The organism is Streptomyces sp. SUK 48 (assembly GCF_009650765.1).
Taxonomy (GTDB): domain Bacteria; phylum Actinomycetota; class Actinomycetes; order Streptomycetales; family Streptomycetaceae; genus Streptomyces.
Genome location: NZ_CP045740.1, coordinates 6938683 through 6955769, shown reverse-complemented (window position 1 = coordinate 6955769; position 17087 = coordinate 6938683). Strand labels below are relative to the sequence as shown.

Below are 17087 nucleotides of genomic sequence, written 5' to 3'. Positions count from 1 at the left end.
CCATTCGATGGGAACGCGCGTGGAAGCGGACCGGGAGTTCTGGCAGCGGGTGCTGACCGCCGGCGGCGTCACCTCGGTGCCGCGCTGGGTGCGGGAGCCGGCCGCCGGGTCGGCCGAGCACGAGACGCCGGTGCCGGACGAGGTGGCGCGGGCGGTGCGCGAGCTGGTCGGGCACGAGGGAGTGCCGGTGAGCGCGCTGCTGCTCGCGGCGCACGCCAAGGTGCTGGCCACCCTGTCCGGCGAGCCGGAGGTGGTCACCGGCTACACCACCGGGGTGCGCGGCGAACCGCTGCCCTGCCGGCTGACCGTACGGCCCGGCTCCTGGCGCGAGCTGGCGGCGGCGGCCGAGCACGCCGAGGCGGAGGTGCTGGCGCACCGGGAGTTCCCGGTGGAGAAGCTGCGCCGCGAACTCGGGCTGGCCGAGCCGCCGTACGAGGTGGTCTTCGGGCCCATCGGCGCCGACGAGAACCACGCCGAGGACGGTGTCCTGCATGTGCGCTGGTCGGAGCGGGGCGGCCGGCTGCTGCTGCGCCTCGGGTACCGCAAGGACGTCCTGGACGCCGCCGCGGCGGCCCGGATCGGCGGCTACCACCTGACCGCCCTCGGACTGCTGGCCGCGGACCTCGACGCCGAGCACGGCGCGCGGAGCCTGCTGTCGGACGACGAGGTGCGCGAGCAGCTGGAGGGGCTGGCCGGTCCGCACCGGCCGCTGCCCGAGGCGCGGGCGCACGAGCTGTTCGAGCAGCGGGTGCGGACGCGTCCGGACGCGGTGGCGGTCGTACAGGGCGGGCGGGAGTGGACGTACGACGAGCTGAACCGGCGGGCCAACCGGCTGGCGCGGGCGCTCGTCGAGCGGGGCATCGGCCGGGAGGACGTGGTCGCGGTCGTCATGGAGCGCGACCTCGACTGGCCGGCCGCGACGCTCGCGGTACTCAAGGCGGGCGCCGTCTATCTGCCGGTCGAGCCGCACTTCCCGGCCGGGCGGATCGCGGCGACGCTGTCACGGGCCGGCTGCCGGCTGGCGCTGACCGAGTCCGGCAGCACCGCCACCCTGGACGAGGCGCTGGCCTCGGTGGCGGGGGCGGAGCGGCTGCTGGTCGAGGAGGCGTACGCGGAGCCGCACGCCGAGGACGACCTCCGGCTGCGGGTGGACGCGGACCAGTTGGCGTACATCTACTTCACCTCCGGCTCCACCGGTGAGCCGAAGGGGGCGATGTGCGAGCACGCGGGGCTGCTCAACCACCTCTTCGCCAAGATCGACGATCTGGGTATCGGCGAGGGCTCGGTGGTGGCGCAGACGGCGCCGCAGTGCTTCGACATCTCGCTGTGGCAGCTGGTGTCCGCGCTCATGGTCGGCGGGCGCACCCTGCTGATCGGGCAGGACGAGATCACGGACGTGGAGCGCTTCGTCGGCACGCTGGTGGACGGGCGGGTCGCGGTCGCGCAGCTGGTGCCCTCCTATCTGGAGGTCGTGGTCTCCTACTTGGAGCAGCGGCCGTGCGAACTCCCCGATCTGCGCTGTGTGTCGGTGACCGGCGAGGCCCTCAAGCGGGAGCTGACGCAGCGCTGGTTCGCCATCGCACCGGACATCAGGCTGCTCAACGCCTACGGCCTCACGGAGACGTCGGACGACACCAACCACGAGGTCCTGGACCGGGTGCCGGAGCGGGTGCTGCTGGGGCGCGCGGTGAACAACGTCCGCGTCTACGTGGTGGACGAGCGGCTGTCGCTGGTGCCGCTGGGTGCGCCCGGCCTGATCGCGTTCTCCGGTGTCTGTGTGGGCCGGGGGTACGTCAACGATCCGGAGCGCACCCGGGAGGCGTACCGCACGGACCCGTACCGGCCCGGTGAGCGGCTGTACCTGGGCGGTGACTGGGGTCGCTGGCACCCGGACGGCAAGCTGGAGTTCCTGGGCCGCCGGGACAACCAGGTGAAGATCCGAGGGTTCCGCATCGAGATCGGCGAGATCGAGAACGCGCTGCTGCGGGCGCCCGGGGTGCGGGACGCGGCCGTGGTGGTCACCGAGCGGGGCGGCGGCGGCAAGCATCTGATCGCCTTCTGCGCGGGCACGCCCCGGCCGGTCGAGGAGCTGCGCGAGGCGCTCGGCGCGGTGCTGCCCGCCTATATGGTCCCCTCGGCCTTCCACTGGCAGGAGGCGCTGCCGCTGACCGCCAACGGGAAGATCGACCGCAAGGCGCTCACCGCGCTGGCGGCCCGGGCGACGCCGGCCGCCGAGGAGAGCTCGGCGCGGGACGTCCCGCTCGGTCCGGCCGAACGGCGGCTCGCCGCGGCCTGGGCCCAGGTGCTGGGTGTGCCGGCCGGACAGGTGCGCCGCTCGGACCAGTTCTTCGACTCCGGCGGCACCTCGCTGACCGCGGTCAAGCTCAGCATCGCGCTGGAGCGCGCGGTGTCCCTGAAGGACATCACCCGGCACCCGGTCCTCGCCGATCTGGCCGCGCTGCTGGACGGCGCGACCCGGCAGCACGGGGAGCTGCTCCAGCCGCTCGCGGAAGGAGGCGGCGCGGCCGAGGGCGCGCTGGTCTGCTTCCCGTACGCGGGCGGCAACGCGGTCAACTTCCAGCCGATGGCGAGCGCGCTGGCGGACAGCGGGCTCACGGTCCTCGCGGTGGATCTGCCCGGGCACGATCTGGCCGCGCACCAGGAGCCGTTCGTCTCCATCGCGCAGGTGGCCGAGCAGGTCGCCGCGGAGATCGCCGCGCGCGGGCTGACCCGGGTGATGCTGTGGGGCCACTCCTCGGGGGCGGCGCCCGCCATCGAGACGGCCCGCCGGCTCGCCGAGCGCGGGGTGCGGGTCACCCGGGTGTTCATCGGGGCCCAGCTGCTCGGCACCGCCGACGAACGAGGCGCGGCCGTCGCGGAGTTGACCGGGCTCGGTGACGCCGAGATCGCGGCGCGGCTCACCGCGGACAGCGGCTACACCGAGCTCGCGGAGCTGAACGAGGCGCACGCCGAGCACATCGGCGCCGCCTACCGGCACGACTGCGTGGCCGCGCACCGCTATCTGCGCGCGGCCCTCCAGTCCTCGCCGCCCCCCAAGCTGGCCGCGCCGCTCACGGTGGTCGTCGCGGCCGACGACCCGCACACCGCGGGCGCGACCGAACGCCACCGGGACTGGCTGCTGCTGGCCGGCCAGGTGGAGCTGCACGAACTCACCGACGGCGGCCACTACTTCCCCCGCACCCGGCCGGCCGAGGCGGCGCGGGCCGTGCTGCGGGCCGCCGTACCCCTGGCCACGTCCTGAGTCACGCGGACCCTCCAGACGGGCAACCGAAAGGAAACCGAGATGCCGTTCTCATCCCTGGCAGCGCCGCTCGAGGTGGAGCTGCGGCCGCACAGACCGGCGCTGCTGCGCGTCGACTCCCCGGGCGACGCCCCGAACTGGGCGGGCGAGCACCGCGAGGCGCTGCGCGCGCTGGTGACCGAGCACGGGGCGCTGCTCGTCCGCGGTCTGGGCCTGCGGGACGCGGACCAGGTCGGTGCCGTCTTCGCCCGGATCGCCGGTGAACTGATGCCGGAGCGCGAGGCGTTCGCACCGCGCGACGTCCTCGCCCCCGGGCTGTACTCCTCCACTCCGTGGCCGGCCAACCAGCCGATGTGCATGCACCATGAGCTGAGTTACACCCTGGACGTGCCCTCCCTGATGCTGTTCGCGTGCCTGACCGCGGCCGCGGAGGGCGGGGCGACGGCGGTGGCCGACGCCGCCGAGGTGCTCGACGCGCTGCCCGCCTCGCTGACCGAGCGGTTCGAGCGCGAGGGCTGGCTGCTGACCCGCAGCTACAACGACGAGATCGGGGCCTCGCTGGCCGAGTCGTTCGGCACCGAGGACCGCGAGGAGATCGAGCGCTACTGCCGGGCGAACGCCATCGAGTGCACCTGGCGGCCGGACGGCTCGCTCCACACGGAGCAGCGGCGTAGCGCGATCGTGCGGCATCCGGTCACCGGCCGGCGCTGCTGGTTCAACCAGATCGCGTTCCTCAACGAGTGGACGCTGTCCCCGGAGGTGCGCGAGTACCTTCTGGACATGTACGGCGAGGACGGACTGCCGTTCAACACCCGTTACGGGGACGGCGCTCCGATCGGCGAGGAGGTGGTCGAACTGCTCAACTCCACCTATGAGGCACACACCCGGCGCGAGCCCTGGCAGGCCGGGGATCTGCTGCTCGTGGACAACGTCTCCACCGCGCACAGCCGGGAGCCGTTCGGCGGCGAGCGGCAGGTGCTGGTGGGCATGGCGGAGCCGCGCCGGCTCGCCGACGCCCGCCCGGACCCGGAGGCGAGCGAGCGATGACCGAACTGCTGACGACCACCGCCGAGCAGACGGCGGGCGGACCCTCGGTGCCCACGTTCTCGGTGCTCTCCGGACAGCAGGTGCAGCAGGCGCTGACCGGGCGCGAGCGGGAACTGGTGGCGCTGGTGGAGGCCACCTACCGGCTGCACGGCGCCGGGGACTCGGTGAACCCGCCCTCGTACTTCCTGCGCTTCCCGGACCGGCCGAACTCGCGGATCATCGCGCTGCCCGCCTCGATCGGCGGTTCGGTGCACGTGGACGGCCTGAAGTGGATCTCCAGCTTCCCGGACAATGTGCGCTCCGGGCTGCCGCGGGCCTCCGCGGTGCTGATCCTCAACGACCCGGAGACGGGCTATCCGTTCGCCTGTCTGGAGAGCTCCATCATCAGCGCCACCCGGACCGCCGCGTCCGCGGCGCTCGCGGCCGACTGGCTCAGCCGCGGCCGGGGCACCCGGCCCGCGCGGATCGGGTTCTTCGGCACGGGGCTGATCGCCCGGTACATCCACACCTTCCTGGCCGGCACCGGCTGGGAGTTCGACGCGATCGGCGTGCACGACGTGTCCGCCGACAGCGCCGAGGGGTTCCGCGGCTATCTGCGCCAGAGCGGTGCGGGCGGCGAGGTCACCGTGCACGAGAGTGCCGAGGACCTGGTCCGCGCCAGCGATCTCGTGGTCTTCGCCACGGTCGCGGGCAAGCCGCACGTCACCGATCCCGCGTGGTTCGACCACAACCCGCTGGTCCTGCACGTGTCCTTGCGGGACCTGGCCCCCGAAGTCCTGCTGGGCGCCGCCAACTTCGTCGACGACGTCGAGCACTGCCTGAAGGCCGAGACCTCACCTCATCTGGCCGAACAGCTCACCGGCGACCGGGACTTCCTCAACGGCACGCTCAACGACGTGCTCCAGGGGCGGGCCGCGCCGCCGGCCGACCGGCCGGTGATCTTCTCACCCTTCGGACTCGGTGTCCTCGATCTCGCCGTCGGCAAGTACGTCTACGACGAGGTATCCCGGGCGGGCAGCCTCCGCCTCATCGACGACTTCTTCCACGACCTGCGCCGGTACGGCTGAGGCCCGTCCTCGGCCCGGCACCAGGAGGTCCGCCGTGCCTGTCATTACCGCTCCCTATGCCTTCAACGAGGGCCATCTCTTCGTCGACCTGGAGTCGATCTGCGGACAACCCCTCCATCTCAAGTGCGAGGGCTTCAACTTCGCCGGCTCCATCAAGCTGAAGGCCGCGAACGAGATGGTGGAGAGCGCCGAGCGGGACGGACTCCTGACGCCGGAGTCCATCCTCGTCGAGTCCTCCTCCGGGAACCTCGGCGTGGCGCTCAGCATGATCGCCGCCAGCAAGGGCTACCAGTTCCTGTGTGTGACGGACTCCCGTTGCAACCTGTCGACCAGACTGCTGATGGAGGCGCTCGGCAGCGAGGTGCATGTGATCGCCGACCAGGACTCCAACGGCGGTTTCCTGGGCACGCGGATCGAGTACGTGCGCCAGCTGTGCGCGTCCGACGAACGGTACGTGTGGCTCAGCCAGTACACCAACGCGGGCAACTGGCGGGCGCACTACCGCACCACGGCCCCGGAGATCGCGCAGGAGTTCCCGGACCTGGACGTGGTGTTCATCGGGGCCGGCACCACCGGCACCCTGATGGGCTGCGCCCGCTGGTTCCGGCAGTGGCACCGGCCGGTGCGGATCGTCGCCGTGGACAGCGTGGGCTCGGTGGCCTTCGGCGGTGAACCGGGCCGCCGGATGATCCCGGGTCTGGGCATGAGCATGCGCCCGCCACTGCTGGACGAGTCCGTCGTGGACGAGGTGATCCGGGTGGAGGAGGCGGACACCATCCGCATGTGCCACCGGATGGCCCGCCGCGGCTTCCTGTTCGGCGGCTCCACCGGGACCGTCGTCAGCGGGGCCGCCGACTGGCTCGCCCGCCACGACGCCCGCGGGCTGACCGCGGTCGCCATCGCGCCCGACATGGGCGAGCGCTACCTCGACACCGTCTACCAGACCAACTGGCTCCAGGACCTGTACGGCGATCACGTCCTGGAGGCGGAGGGGATGGACGACGTGACGGAGGAGGCCGAGCCCGCGACCCGGACGTCGGAGCGCAGGCGCCGCCCGTAGCCGCTCGCCCGGAGAAGAACTGCTCGCCTAGGGAAGGGCGCCTGACCGGGGATGTTGCCCGCAAGGCGCCCTTCGGCGTGTCCGGAGAGGGCAGCTCCCCGGTGCGGCGCAGGGCACCGTCATGCCGTACGGAAGGGCACTCCCGCCGGGTACCGGAGGGCACCTCCACCCGGACAGGGGGGCATGCACGTGGCGTACCGGGGGTACTTGCGCGGGGCGCGAAGTGGTGCTTTCGCGGGGCGCGTGGGGGCGCCCGCGCGCCCCCTCTCACACCCGTCCCCCACATGAACGGTAGGGAACAGGCCATTTCGTCCGGACCGTGTCGCGCCCTGGGCGCCGGTCCCGCTTGCGACGCGGCCCGAAATCCCTGGCCATCCGCACTGACCTGCACATTTCCTGCACAGTCGGGCCCGGTGTCGATTTTCGGACGGAGTGAAAGTCTCCCCTTCCCTCACAGGCCACACCAGGCGAACTATTTTCGGAAAAGCCGCCTCACTGTGCGACGTTCGCGAGTACACCGCTCACGTTCAGGACCTCATGGCACTGCTGTGCCTGACGGCCCGTGGCCGGTGTGCCCGGCTTCGCACAGCTGACCTTCGCGGTGACGGTGGCGTTCGCGGGGATCTCGATGGGGGTGACCCAGTGGTAGTCCTGGTTACGGAAGGTCTCCAGCGCGATCGTGGTGATCTTCCGGTCGCCGAAGGTGATGGTCATGACCCCCTCGTCGCCCTGGAAGTTGGCGACCACGATGTCCGTGATGCCGAACACCTTGCCCTGCGGCACCGTGTAGCTGCCGGTCTTGTCCTGGCCGCCGCCCGTCTCCACGTCGATGGTGGTCGAGCTCTGCTCGCCGCCGCCCGCCGTGCCGGTGCCGCCGGGGCCGCCGCCCGCGGGCACACCCGGACCGGTGCCGCCCTGCTCCTTGCCCGTGCCGTTGCCGGTCCCGGTCCCCGTGCCGTTGCCGGTCCCCGGCGACTGCCCGTTCTTGCCGTCGCCCGGGGTGGGCCGCGGCTGGACCACCTCGTCGGCGGCCTGCCGGGCCGCGCTGCGCACCGCCGGGCGCACCAGCGCGAACCAGGCGAGCAGCAGGGCGAGGATGGCCGCGAGGAGTGCCAGCAGCCACTTCGGGAAGATGGGGATCTGGACGAACTCGGCCTCCAGCAGGGGCCGTACATAGGTCGCGGGGCGCGCGCTCGCCTCCGCCTGCGCCTCGGCCGCGCCGTCGGTGGTGTGCACGGTGAACGGCCACACCGCGGGCTTGCCGAACCACACCGGCTTGCCGATGCGCACCCGCAGCCGGGTCTCCGCCGACTCGCCGGGCTCCAGCGTCAGATCGGCCGGGACGAACCCGAACCGCAGTTCCTCACCGGCCTGTTCGGGCCGGAAGGAGACCCGGGTCGGGGTGTTGCCCTCGTTGCGCACCGCCAGCCGGTATCGGCCGCGCAGCCAGCCGCGCCGGCGCCGCGGGAGGATCTCGGTCCGCAGCTCGTGGAACTCCTCGACGTGCACCGTGGTCTCGGGCACGGTGACCGACTCGGGATGCTCGGCCGGCAACACCCGTACGCCCAGCGGCACATCGCCGGCCCGGACCTCGGGCGAGCGGGGCGGGGCCAGCGTGATGGTCACCGTCTCGGAAGTGCCGGGGTAGAGCGAGATACGCGCGGGTTCCACGGCCGCCCAGGGCGCACAGTCGCCCACCACCTCCAGCGTGTACGCCTCGACGATGTCGCTGTCGTTGCGCACGGTCAGGCTGGTGGTGGCGGTGCCGCCCGGGGTCACCGACACGGCCGGGATGTCGAGGCCGGGGGCGCCGGGTCCGGAAGAGGCTGCTGATGGCGTCACGTTACGACGGTAGAGCCGTACCCGGGTCACCACGAGAGATGCGGGGGCAACTTCCGGGCAGTCGACGTGCCCGCAGCGGCCAAGGTCAACTCCGTCGAACGGGAGTCACGCTGACGCGCCGAAGCATCCGTGTGCTCCATCCCACCGCCCCGGACGCCACCGCCGCCGCCCGGGTCGCGTCCTGAAGAACGCCACCATGTCCGGCCTTGCGAAAGAAAGTATCTTCATGATCGTCCAGATGCCCGGCGGGTCCCCGCCCGCCTCCGTCGGCCGCCCGGACCGGGTGACCGTGGCCGTCTACGCCCAGGATCTCGTCCTGCACATCGGCATCGTCCAACAGCTTCGCCAGCGACCGGAACTGGAGTTGGTGTCCGACAGCGACGCGGACGGGGCGCAGATCTCGCTCGTGGTCGTCGACACGGTGGACGACGAGGTGACGGCCCTGCTGCAACGGCTCCAGCGCAACACCGCCACCCGCACCGGGCTGGTGGTGGGCACCTTCGAATCGGCGGCGCTGCAACGGGTGATCGAGAGCGGGGTGGGCGCGGTGCTGCGCCGCTCCGAGGCGGACCAGGACCGGCTGCTGCACCTGGTGCTGGCGCTGGCCAAGGGCGAGGGCGTGCTGCCCGGCGATCTGCTGGGCAAGCTGCTCAGTCATGTCGGCAGCCTCCAGCGCTCGGCGCTCGATCCGCGCGGCCTGTCGCTGTCCACGCTGACCGCGCGCGAGGCGGACATGCTGCGGCTGGTGGCGGAGGGGCTGGACACCTCGGAGATCGCGGAGAAGACGTCGTACTCCGAACGGACCGTCAAGAACGTGCTGCACGAGGTGACCACGCGGCTCCAACTGCGCAACCGGGCGCACGCGGTGGGGTACGCGCTGCGCAACGGACTGATCTGACGGCGACCTGACGGACCGGGCCGACGGTGCTCCGGGCACCCGGGGGCTGCCCGAAAGCGCAAGAGGGCCTTCCCCCGGGAGGGGCCCCGCCGCCCTGCCGCCGGGCGCGCCCGGGGCGCACAGTGGCGGGGCGCACCCATGTGTACCGAGACTGCGAGGTGGACCGTGAACGGCACCGCTGGCCCCGGCGGGCAGCGCCGGCTGGGGAGATTCGGCGCCTCGTTGCTGCTGCTGGTCCCGTTGTTCGCGGTGACCGCGGCCTCGGGACCGAGCGGCGCCGACCCCATCCGGCCGACGGCCGCCTCGACCGCGCCCGCGCGGGTGACGTTCGCGGGCACCGGCCATCGTGGCCTCGGCCGGGTCGCGAGCACCGAGAGCAGCGATCCGCTGTTCGGTGCCGGCCCGGTGCACTACGACGTGCAGGCGACGGCGCTCGGCGACACGGTGGTGTTCGCGAGCCGCCGGGACGACAAGCGTCCGCAGATCTACCTGCGGGCGGCGGACGGCTCGGTGCGCAAGCTGACCAGCGGCCGGGACGCGGCGCATCCCCGGCTGACCCCGGACGGCGGCTCGGTGGTGTTCGACTCGGCGGAGCCGGGCGGCCCGGACGGCAGGAAGCAGCGCGATCTGTGGCTGGTGCGCACCGACGGCACCGGTCTGACCCGGCTGACCGACACGCCGTACGACGAGCAGAGCCCGACGGTGTCGGCGGACGGGCAGCGGCTGGCCTACAGCGCGGCCCCGGACGCGGCCGGGGCGCGGATCTACGCGCGCCCGCTGGCCGGGGGCACCGCGACGGCGCTCACCGGGACGCTCGGCGGCACGGCGACCGAGCCGGTGTTCAACCCGGTGAACGACGACGCGCACCGCAACCTGCTCGCGTACACGTACACCGCCGACTCCAAGACCGGTCCCCGGCTGCGGGAGCTCGGCCGCCCGGACGGCGACCAGCCGCTGCTGGCGGGCACGGCGGCGCAGTGGGCGACCCATGGGGCAGCCTGGCTGCCCGACGGGAACGGCGTGCTGTTCCTCAGCACCAACCACACCTGTTCCTGCGAGGGCGACTGGAACCATGTGTGGCGGGCCCCGCAGGACCCCGCCCAGCACCCGGACCCGGATCTGGTGCTCAGCGAGAACCGCGATGTCTCCTCGGTGACCTGGGTCGGACCGCAGGACGGCGGCTACCCGGTGGTGGACCGGCTCTCGGAGCCCGCGCCGGCGGTGAAGGGCCAGGACGCGACGCCCGGCCAGCGGGTGGCGACCTTGCAGGACGTGCGGATGGACGGCTCCGATCCGCGTGATCTCGGGGTGCCCGTGCTCCAGGAGGACCCCGCGGCCGACACCAACACCGATCCGGCGAAGGACCCGTTGTTCCAGCCCGCCGCCGGGTACGACCCGTGGACCGAGCGGCAGAACTACACGCCGGACGGCCGCAGGATCGTGGTCACCCGCTTCGAGGACGCGCCGAGCGGCCAGGGACGGATCGAGCGGATCTGGACGACGGACGCCGACGGTCTCGACCAGAAGGCGATGCCGCTGGCGGGCCGGGGGCCGCAGGACTGGGACACCGACCCGACGTTCTCCCCGGACGGCAAGTACCTGGCCTTCACCCGGACGTCGCCGGGCGGGGTCGGCTCCGCGTCCGGTCCCGGCCGGATTCTGATCGCCGACGCCGGCACGGGCGCGATCGTGCACGAGGTGGTCCCGCCGGCCGGGCAGCAGAACGGCAGCGACGCCCAGCCCACCTGGTCCCCGGACGGCACCCAGCTCGCCTTCACCCGCAACGCGGTGATCGACGGCAAGGGCGGCAACAAGCACATCTGGACCGTGCCGGTCGACGACCTGAACCGGCAGAAGGACCTCAGCGCGGCGAACTGCCCCGGCGACTGCTCGGTCATCGACGACAGCCCCGCCTTCTCCCCCGACGGCCGCTCGATCGCCTTCAACCGCAAGAACGGCGGCGGCCTCGTCGACGAGCGCAATGGCCTGGTGCTGACCTCCGTGTCCGGCGACAGCTGCCAGGTGCTGCTGCCCGCCGCCGCGCGGGGCAGCGCGGACGCCTGCCGTCAGCAGCTGCCCGACACCACGGTCACCGGCCCGCACCAGCCGCGCGACGCGGCCTGGACGGCGGACGGCTCGCAGATCGTGTTCAGCGCGCGCGACGACGCACCGGTCAACTGCCCCGAGAATCTCTATGTGCTGACCGTCTCGACCGGCCAGGTCACCCCGCTCACCACCGAGTTGCCGGGACGGCAGAAGGAACCCAGCGTCGAGCAGTCGGTGGACCTGGCGGTGCACGCCCCAGGTACGGCACCGCCGGTGACCGTCGGCAAGTCCACGCATCTGCGGGTGGACGTCGTCAACAACGGCCCGGCCGCCTCGCCCGGCACCCGGCTGACCATGGCCCCGCCGGCCGGGGTGACCGTCACCAAGGTCACCTATCCGGGCGGCACCTGTGACGCGGCGACGCTCCAGTGCGACCTCGGGGTGGTGCCACCCGGCACGACGGTCCCGGTCACCGTGACCGTCACCGGGAACGTGACCGGTGACCAGCCGATCGACTGGTCGGTCACCGGCAGCGTGGTCGATCCGCAGCCGGGGGACAACTCCGCCCGGACCGTGGTGCCGGTGCGGCCGCCCGCGCCGCCGACCCCGCCCCCGACGCCCACCCCGACCCCCACGCCCACGCCCACCCCGAAGCCGCCGCCGCCCGCGCCGCCCGCGCCCAAGGCGGGGCCGGGGGTCACCGTGACCGCCCAGCCCAACCCGGGCTATGTCGGCGGCCGGGTCGTGGTGACGTACACCGTGCGCAACGGCCGCAACGCGCTGGCCACCGGGCTGCGGCTGCGGATCTCGCTGCCCGCCGACATCCCGAACGGCGGTCCGCCGCCGGGCTGCGACAGCTCCTGGCTGTGCGCCCTGCCGGATCTGGCGCCGGGCTCCAGCACGGTCGTACGCGCCGTGCTCGCCCCCGACCACGCGCTGACCGGCCGGGCCACCGGCGTGCTGACCACCACCGGCACGGACGCCGATCCCCGGGACAACAAGGCCAGTACGAGGCTGCGGATTCTCCAGCCGAAGATCATCGCGGTGCCGCCGATCGGCAAGCCCGGCTTCGTCACCTCGGTGCGCGGCAAGGACTTCCCGCCGGGCGTGCCGGTGCGCTTCGCCTGGAAGCCGGGGATCACGGCGGCCGCCGCGCCGACCGTGCCCAAGCCGGACGGCACCTTCATCGGCCAGTTGCTGATCCTCACCAAGGACCAGACGGGACCGCGCACCATCACCGCGCGCGGGCCCGGCTTCTCCCCGGTGAAGACGGACTTCCTGGTGGTGCTGGGCAGTGTGCAGCCGCCGGACGAGGTGACCCGCCGATGATCCACGAGGTCGACGAGGCGCTGCGCGGGCTGCTCGCCGGGTCCGGTCTGGAGGCGTCCGGGGTCGAGGTGGTCTTCGACGCCCCGACCCGCGACTGGGCGGCCCGCCGCAACGCGCCCACGGTATGCGTCTTCCTCTACCACATCCAGGAGGACGCCACCCGGCGCGGCGCCGGCGCCGGTGAGGTGCACGACGCCGAGGGATATGTGGTGGCGCGGCGCACCCCGCCCCGCTGGTTCGACCTGACGTATCTGGTCACGGCGTGGGCGAGCCGTCCGCAGGACGAACACCGGCTGCTCTCGCAGGTGCTGGGCACGCTGGTGAGCACGGACGCGCTGCCGGCGGAGCTGCTCACCGGCTCGCTCGCCGAGCTCGGCCTGACGGTCTCCCTGGACACCGCCGGCGGCGGGGCCGACGGGCCGTCCGCGTCCGATGTGTGGTCGGCGCTGGACGGCGAGCTGAAGCCGTCGCTCGGGGTCCGGGTGCGCGCACCGCTCGCCGCCGCGGCCCGCCCGGCCGCGCCGCCGGTGACCGAGGGCCTGCTGGTCCGCACGGGCGGGCTCGGTCCCGACGATGAACCCGCGCCGGGACGACGGCTGCGGTACGAGGAGGTGGGCGACCCCGGTGCGGAGGGCTTCGCCGGCCCCCGCGAGCGGCCCGCGGTTCCGGCCCGGCGGCGCCGAGGGAGGCGGCAGCCCTGATGTACGCGACCGAGGCCGAGGTGGACGTCCTGTGGGCGCGGCTGCGGCTGATCGAGGAGCGGGTGCGCCACGCGGTGGCCGCGCGGCGCGCCGTCGACCCGGATCCCGACGACCCGTACCGGGGCCAGTATCTGACCCCGCAGGCGGTGGAGCGCATCCTGGCGGAGCCGGGTGGCCTCGGGCTGCCCGGCCAGGAGCCGCCGCCGGTGCCCCCGGCGTCCGGACTCGGCCTGCTGGCCGAGCGGTTCGGGCTCTCCGCGCTGGACACGGATCTGCTGCTGGTCGCCCTGGCGCCGGATCTTGATCCACGGTTCGAGCGGCTCTACGGCTATCTCAACGACGATCTGACCCGCCGCCGGCCGACCGTCGCCCTCGCCCTGGAGCTGTGCGGACTGCCCGCGGCGTCCGCGGCCCGGTTCCGGCTCTCCCCCGGGGCACCGCTGATCGCGGGCGGTCTGATCGAGCTCACCGAGTCCGAACGGCCGCCGCTGTCGCGCGTGCTGGCGGTCCCGGACCGGGTGAGCGCGCGGCTGCTGGGCGGCACCGAGCCGGACGCGCGGCTGGCCGGGCTGCTCGGCGAGGCCGACGCCGACCCGACGGCCGAGGCCGCCGACGTGGCCCGGGCGTCCGCCACGGCGCGCTCGGGTCCCGGCCTGGTGCAGTTGCTGGACCGCGGCGGCGACGCCCCCGGCCTCGCCGTGGCGGCCCTGCGCGCGGCCGGGCTGCGCCCGCTGGTGCTCGACGCGGCGGCGCTCGCCCGGCGCTGCGACGAGGTGCCCGAGCTCGCCCGGGTGGCGGCCCTGGAGGCCCGGCTGTCCGGCGCGGGCGTCGTCCTCGGCCCGCTGGAGGCGCTGCCCCCGGAGCCCGTCCGACGCGACCAGGTCACCAGGGACCTGTGCGCCGCGCTGCGCGGACTCCCGCTGTTCCTGTACGGCAAGGACGGCTGGGACCCGGCCTGGGCCGCCGACACCCCGGTGGTCCTCCCGGTGTCCCCGCCCTCCCCCGACCGCCAGGCCACCCGCTGGCGGCACGCGCTCGAACGGGCCGGCTCCGACGGCGTCGACCCGGCCGAGGCGGAGACGCTCGCCTCGGCGGTCGCCGCGCACCGGCTGGACGGCGGGCAGCTGCGCCGGGCCGCGGGTGCCGCGGTGCGCACGGCCGCGCTGGACGGCCGCCCGGTGCGGGCCGACGATCTGCGGGCCGCCGTACGGGCGCAGAACGGCGCGGGGCTCGCGCGGCTGGCCCGCCGGGTGGAACCCGCCGTCGGCTGGGACGACCTGGTGCTGCCCGCGCCGACCCACCGCAGGCTGCGGGAGCTGGCGGTGCGCGCCCGGCATCGCGAGCAGGTGCTCGGGCAGTGGCGGATGCGGCCGGGCGGCGGCCGGGGGCGGGGCGTGATCGCGCTGTTCGCCGGGGAGTCCGGCACCGGCAAGACGATGTCCGCCGAGGTGGTCGCGGCCGACCTGGGCATGGACCTGTACGTGGTGGACCTGTCCACGGTGGTCGACAAGTACATCGGCGAGACCGAGAAGAACCTGGAGCGGATCTTCACCGAGGCGTCCGCGGTCAACGCGGTGCTGCTGTTCGACGAGGCCGACGCGATCTTCGGCAAGCGCTCGCAGGTCAAGGACGCGCACGACCGGAACGCCAACATCGAGTCGGCGTATCTGCTGCAGCGCATGGAGTCCTTCGACGGCATCGCCGTACTGACCACCAATCTGCGGGCCAACCTGGACGAGGCGTTCACCCGGCGGCTCGATGTGATCGCCGACTTCCCGGTGCCGGACGCCGGTCAGCGGCTCGCGCTGTGGGAGCGGTGCCTGGGCGGGCGGCTGCCGCGCGCCGCCGATCTCGATCTCGGCTTCTGCGCGGACCGCTTCGAACTGGCCGGCGGCTCCATCCGGGCGTGCGCGGTGACGGCCGCGTATCTGGCGGCCGAGGCCGGACTTCCGCTGAGCATGCGGCAGTTGATGACGGCGGTCGCCCAGGAGTACCGCAAGCTCGGCCGGCTGGTCCTGGAGAGCGAGTTCGGGACGTGGACGCGGGACATGCTGGCGGACTCCTGAACCGGCCGCTGTCCAGCACTTTTTACCGTTCCTAGGGCTTACCGAAGGGGTGGGTTGCCCGAAAGGGAAGGCGGCGCCGGGCGCGGGCGCCCGGAAAGGCAGCGGGCTTGCCCTCGCCCAGGTCCGCGCGCCCCTGTCGCCATGCCGCACCGGCCTCGGAGACTCGACGTCGACGCAGGTGACACCCTTGGCACACGAAGGAGCGAGTATGCCGACGTACCTCACCCCGGGCGTGTACGTGGAGGAGGTGCAGTCCGGTGCCCGACCGATCGAAGGGGTCGGCACCGCCGTCGCCGCGTTCGTCGGCTTCGCCCAGACCGGACCCTTCCACGAGCCCACCCTGGTGACCAACTGGGACCAGTACACCCAGCAGTTCGGCGGTTTCACCGAGGGCACCTATCTCGCGCACGCCGTGTACGGCTACTTCGCCAACGGCGGCGGCGCGGCCTATGTGGTCCGGATCGGCGGCTCCGGCGACGACTCCGCCGCGCCGGCGGGCTCCGCGTCGGTGCCCCGCCAGGCGCAGGCGCCCGAGCCGGTGGCCCTCGGTGGGTTCCTCGTCGCGGCCAAGCCCGGCGTCACCGGGGTGTCGGTGGAGATCGCCGACCCGGAGGGCGAGGGCCCCGAGGACCGCTTCCGGCTGCTGGTGCGCCGCGGCGAGCAGGTGGTGGAGAACTACGACGTCTCCACCCGCAAGAACGTCAAGGGCTATGTGGTCAACCAGGTCCGCGCCTCCAAGCTGATCGAGGTCACCGAGCAGCGCGACGCCGCCCAGGCGCGTCCCGCCGCCCAGACGGTGGCCCTGCCCGACGCGCCGGGCGCCCCCGCGATCCCCGCGTCCTCCGGTGAGGTGTCCCGGCTCGACCCGGCCGAGTACGTCGGCGACTCCGCCGCCCGTACCGGCTTCGGCGGTCTCGAGGCGATCGACGAGATCACCATGGTGGCCGTCCCGGACCTGATGGGTGCCTACCAGCGCGGTGACATCGATGCCGAGGGCGTGCGCACGGTCCAGCTCGCGGTGATCTCGCACTGCGAGCAGATGGGCGACCGGGTCGCCGTCCTGGACACCCCGCCGGGCCTCAACGCCCAGCAGGTGCGCACCTGGCGCAACGACGAGGCCGGCTACGACTCCCGGTACGCCACCCTCTACTACCCCTGGGTGCGGGTCTTCGACCCGGCGGCCGGCCGCAACACCACGGTCCCGCCGAGCGGTCACATCGCGGGCGTGTGGGCGCGCAGCGACGCCGAGCGCGGCGTGCACAAGGCGCCCGCCAACGAGGTGATCCGCGGCGCGGTCGACCTGGAACTGCGCCTGAGCAAGGGCGAGCAGGACCTGCTGAACCCGATCGGCGTGAACTGCGTACGGGCCTTCCCCGGCCGCGGCATCCGGATCTGGGGTGCCCGCACCCTGTCGTCCGACCCGGCCTGGCGCTACCTGAACGTGCGTCGGCTCTTCAACTACCTCGAGGAGTCCATCCTGCTGGGCACCCAGTGGGTGGTCTTCGAGCCGAACGACGACCGGCTGTGGTCCAGCATCCGGCGCAACGTCACCGCGTTCCTCACCGAGGAATGGCGGCGGGGCGCGCTGTTCGGGCGCACCGCCGAGGAGGCGTTCTACGTCAAGTGCGACCGCGGCAACAACCCGCAGGAGTCCATCGACCAGGGCCGGGTCGTGTGTGAGATCGGTGTCGCGCCGGTCAAGCCCGCCGAGTTCGTGGTCTTCCGGCTGGCCCAGTTCTCGGACAGCACCAGCCTCATCGACGAGTGAG

General features: G+C 73.3%; 10 protein-coding genes. 9 read left to right on the top strand and 1 reads right to left on the bottom strand.

All coding sequences use genetic code 11. The features are described 5' to 3' along the window. Positions 1-7 precede the first annotated feature (7 nt). Genes GHR20_RS30900 through sbnA form a run of 4 tightly spaced genes read left to right on the top strand, consistent with a single transcriptional unit; the run spans position 8 to position 6436 of the window. Complete coding sequence (locus tag GHR20_RS30900; protein WP_153815012.1) at positions 8-3262, top strand: non-ribosomal peptide synthetase; 3255 nt, start codon at positions 8-10, stop codon at positions 3260-3262. A 42-nt stretch (positions 3263-3304) separates the two neighbouring features. Next, a complete protein-coding gene (locus GHR20_RS30895) occupies positions 3305-4309 on the top strand; it encodes a TauD/TfdA family dioxygenase (RefSeq protein ID WP_153815011.1) in 1005 nt (334 codons plus the stop codon). Then, positions 4306-5376, top strand: coding sequence for a 2,3-diaminopropionate biosynthesis protein SbnB (gene sbnB, locus GHR20_RS30890; RefSeq protein WP_111585476.1), 1071 nt, complete (start codon positions 4306-4308; stop codon positions 5374-5376). Before GHR20_RS30895 ends, sbnB begins: the two co-directional genes overlap by 4 nt. A gap of 34 nt (positions 5377-5410) precedes the next feature. Further along, positions 5411-6436, top strand: a complete 1026-nt coding sequence (gene sbnA / locus GHR20_RS30885) for a 2,3-diaminopropionate biosynthesis protein SbnA (RefSeq protein ID WP_148026801.1) — start codon at positions 5411-5413, stop codon at positions 6434-6436. A 492-nt stretch (positions 6437-6928) separates the two neighbouring features. Here the strand turns inward: sbnA and GHR20_RS30880 are convergent, their stop codons facing one another. Beyond that, positions 6929-8278 (bottom strand): hydrolytic protein, encoded by a 1350-nt coding sequence (locus GHR20_RS30880; protein WP_243878169.1) that lies wholly within the window; start codon positions 8276-8278, stop codon positions 6929-6931. A gap of 226 nt (positions 8279-8504) precedes the next feature. On the opposite strand from GHR20_RS30880, the gene GHR20_RS30875 reads away from it, so the two are divergent. From GHR20_RS30875 to GHR20_RS30855, 5 genes are all read left to right on the top strand, one after another. Further along, complete coding sequence (locus GHR20_RS30875) at positions 8505-9176, top strand: LuxR C-terminal-related transcriptional regulator (RefSeq protein WP_237520227.1); 672 nt, start codon at positions 8505-8507, stop codon at positions 9174-9176. Positions 9177-9341: 165 nt separating this feature from the next. Beyond that, positions 9342-12551 (top strand): hypothetical protein, encoded by a 3210-nt coding sequence (locus GHR20_RS30870; protein WP_243878168.1) that lies wholly within the window; start codon positions 9342-9344, stop codon positions 12549-12551. After that, complete coding sequence (locus tag GHR20_RS30865; RefSeq protein WP_153815009.1) at positions 12548-13252, top strand: DUF4255 domain-containing protein; 705 nt, start codon at positions 12548-12550, stop codon at positions 13250-13252. The genes GHR20_RS30870 and GHR20_RS30865 overlap by 4 nt, the downstream gene beginning before the upstream one ends. Beyond that, entirely contained in the window at positions 13252-15318 is a 2067-nt protein-coding gene (locus GHR20_RS30860; RefSeq protein WP_153815008.1) for an ATP-binding protein, read from the top strand. The genes GHR20_RS30865 and GHR20_RS30860 overlap by 1 nt, the downstream gene beginning before the upstream one ends. A gap of 208 nt (positions 15319-15526) precedes the next feature. Further along, positions 15527-17086 (top strand): phage tail sheath family protein, encoded by a 1560-nt coding sequence (locus GHR20_RS30855; RefSeq protein ID WP_111585470.1) that lies wholly within the window; start codon positions 15527-15529, stop codon positions 17084-17086. Position 17087: the final 1 nt, after the last annotated feature.

Bases quoted from the DNA above. Each gene is read 5' to 3' on its own strand.
- GHR20_RS30900 (WP_153815012.1), top strand. From the start codon at position 8: ATGGGAACGCGCGTGGAAGCGGACCGGGAGTTCTGGCAGCGGGTGCTG.
- GHR20_RS30895 (WP_153815011.1), top strand. From the start codon at position 3,305: ATGCCGTTCTCATCCCTGGCAGCGCCGCTCGAGGTGGAGCTGCGGCCG.
- sbnB (WP_111585476.1), top strand. From the start codon at position 4,306: ATGACCGAACTGCTGACGACCACCGCCGAGCAGACGGCGGGCGGACCC.
- GHR20_RS30875 (WP_237520227.1), top strand. From the start codon at position 8,505: ATGATCGTCCAGATGCCCGGCGGGTCCCCGCCCGCCTCCGTCGGCCGC.
- GHR20_RS30865 (WP_153815009.1), top strand. From the start codon at position 12,548: ATGATCCACGAGGTCGACGAGGCGCTGCGCGGGCTGCTCGCCGGGTCC.
- GHR20_RS30860 (WP_153815008.1), top strand. From the start codon at position 13,252: ATGTACGCGACCGAGGCCGAGGTGGACGTCCTGTGGGCGCGGCTGCGG.
- GHR20_RS30855 (WP_111585470.1), top strand. From the start codon at position 15,527: ATGCCGACGTACCTCACCCCGGGCGTGTACGTGGAGGAGGTGCAGTCC.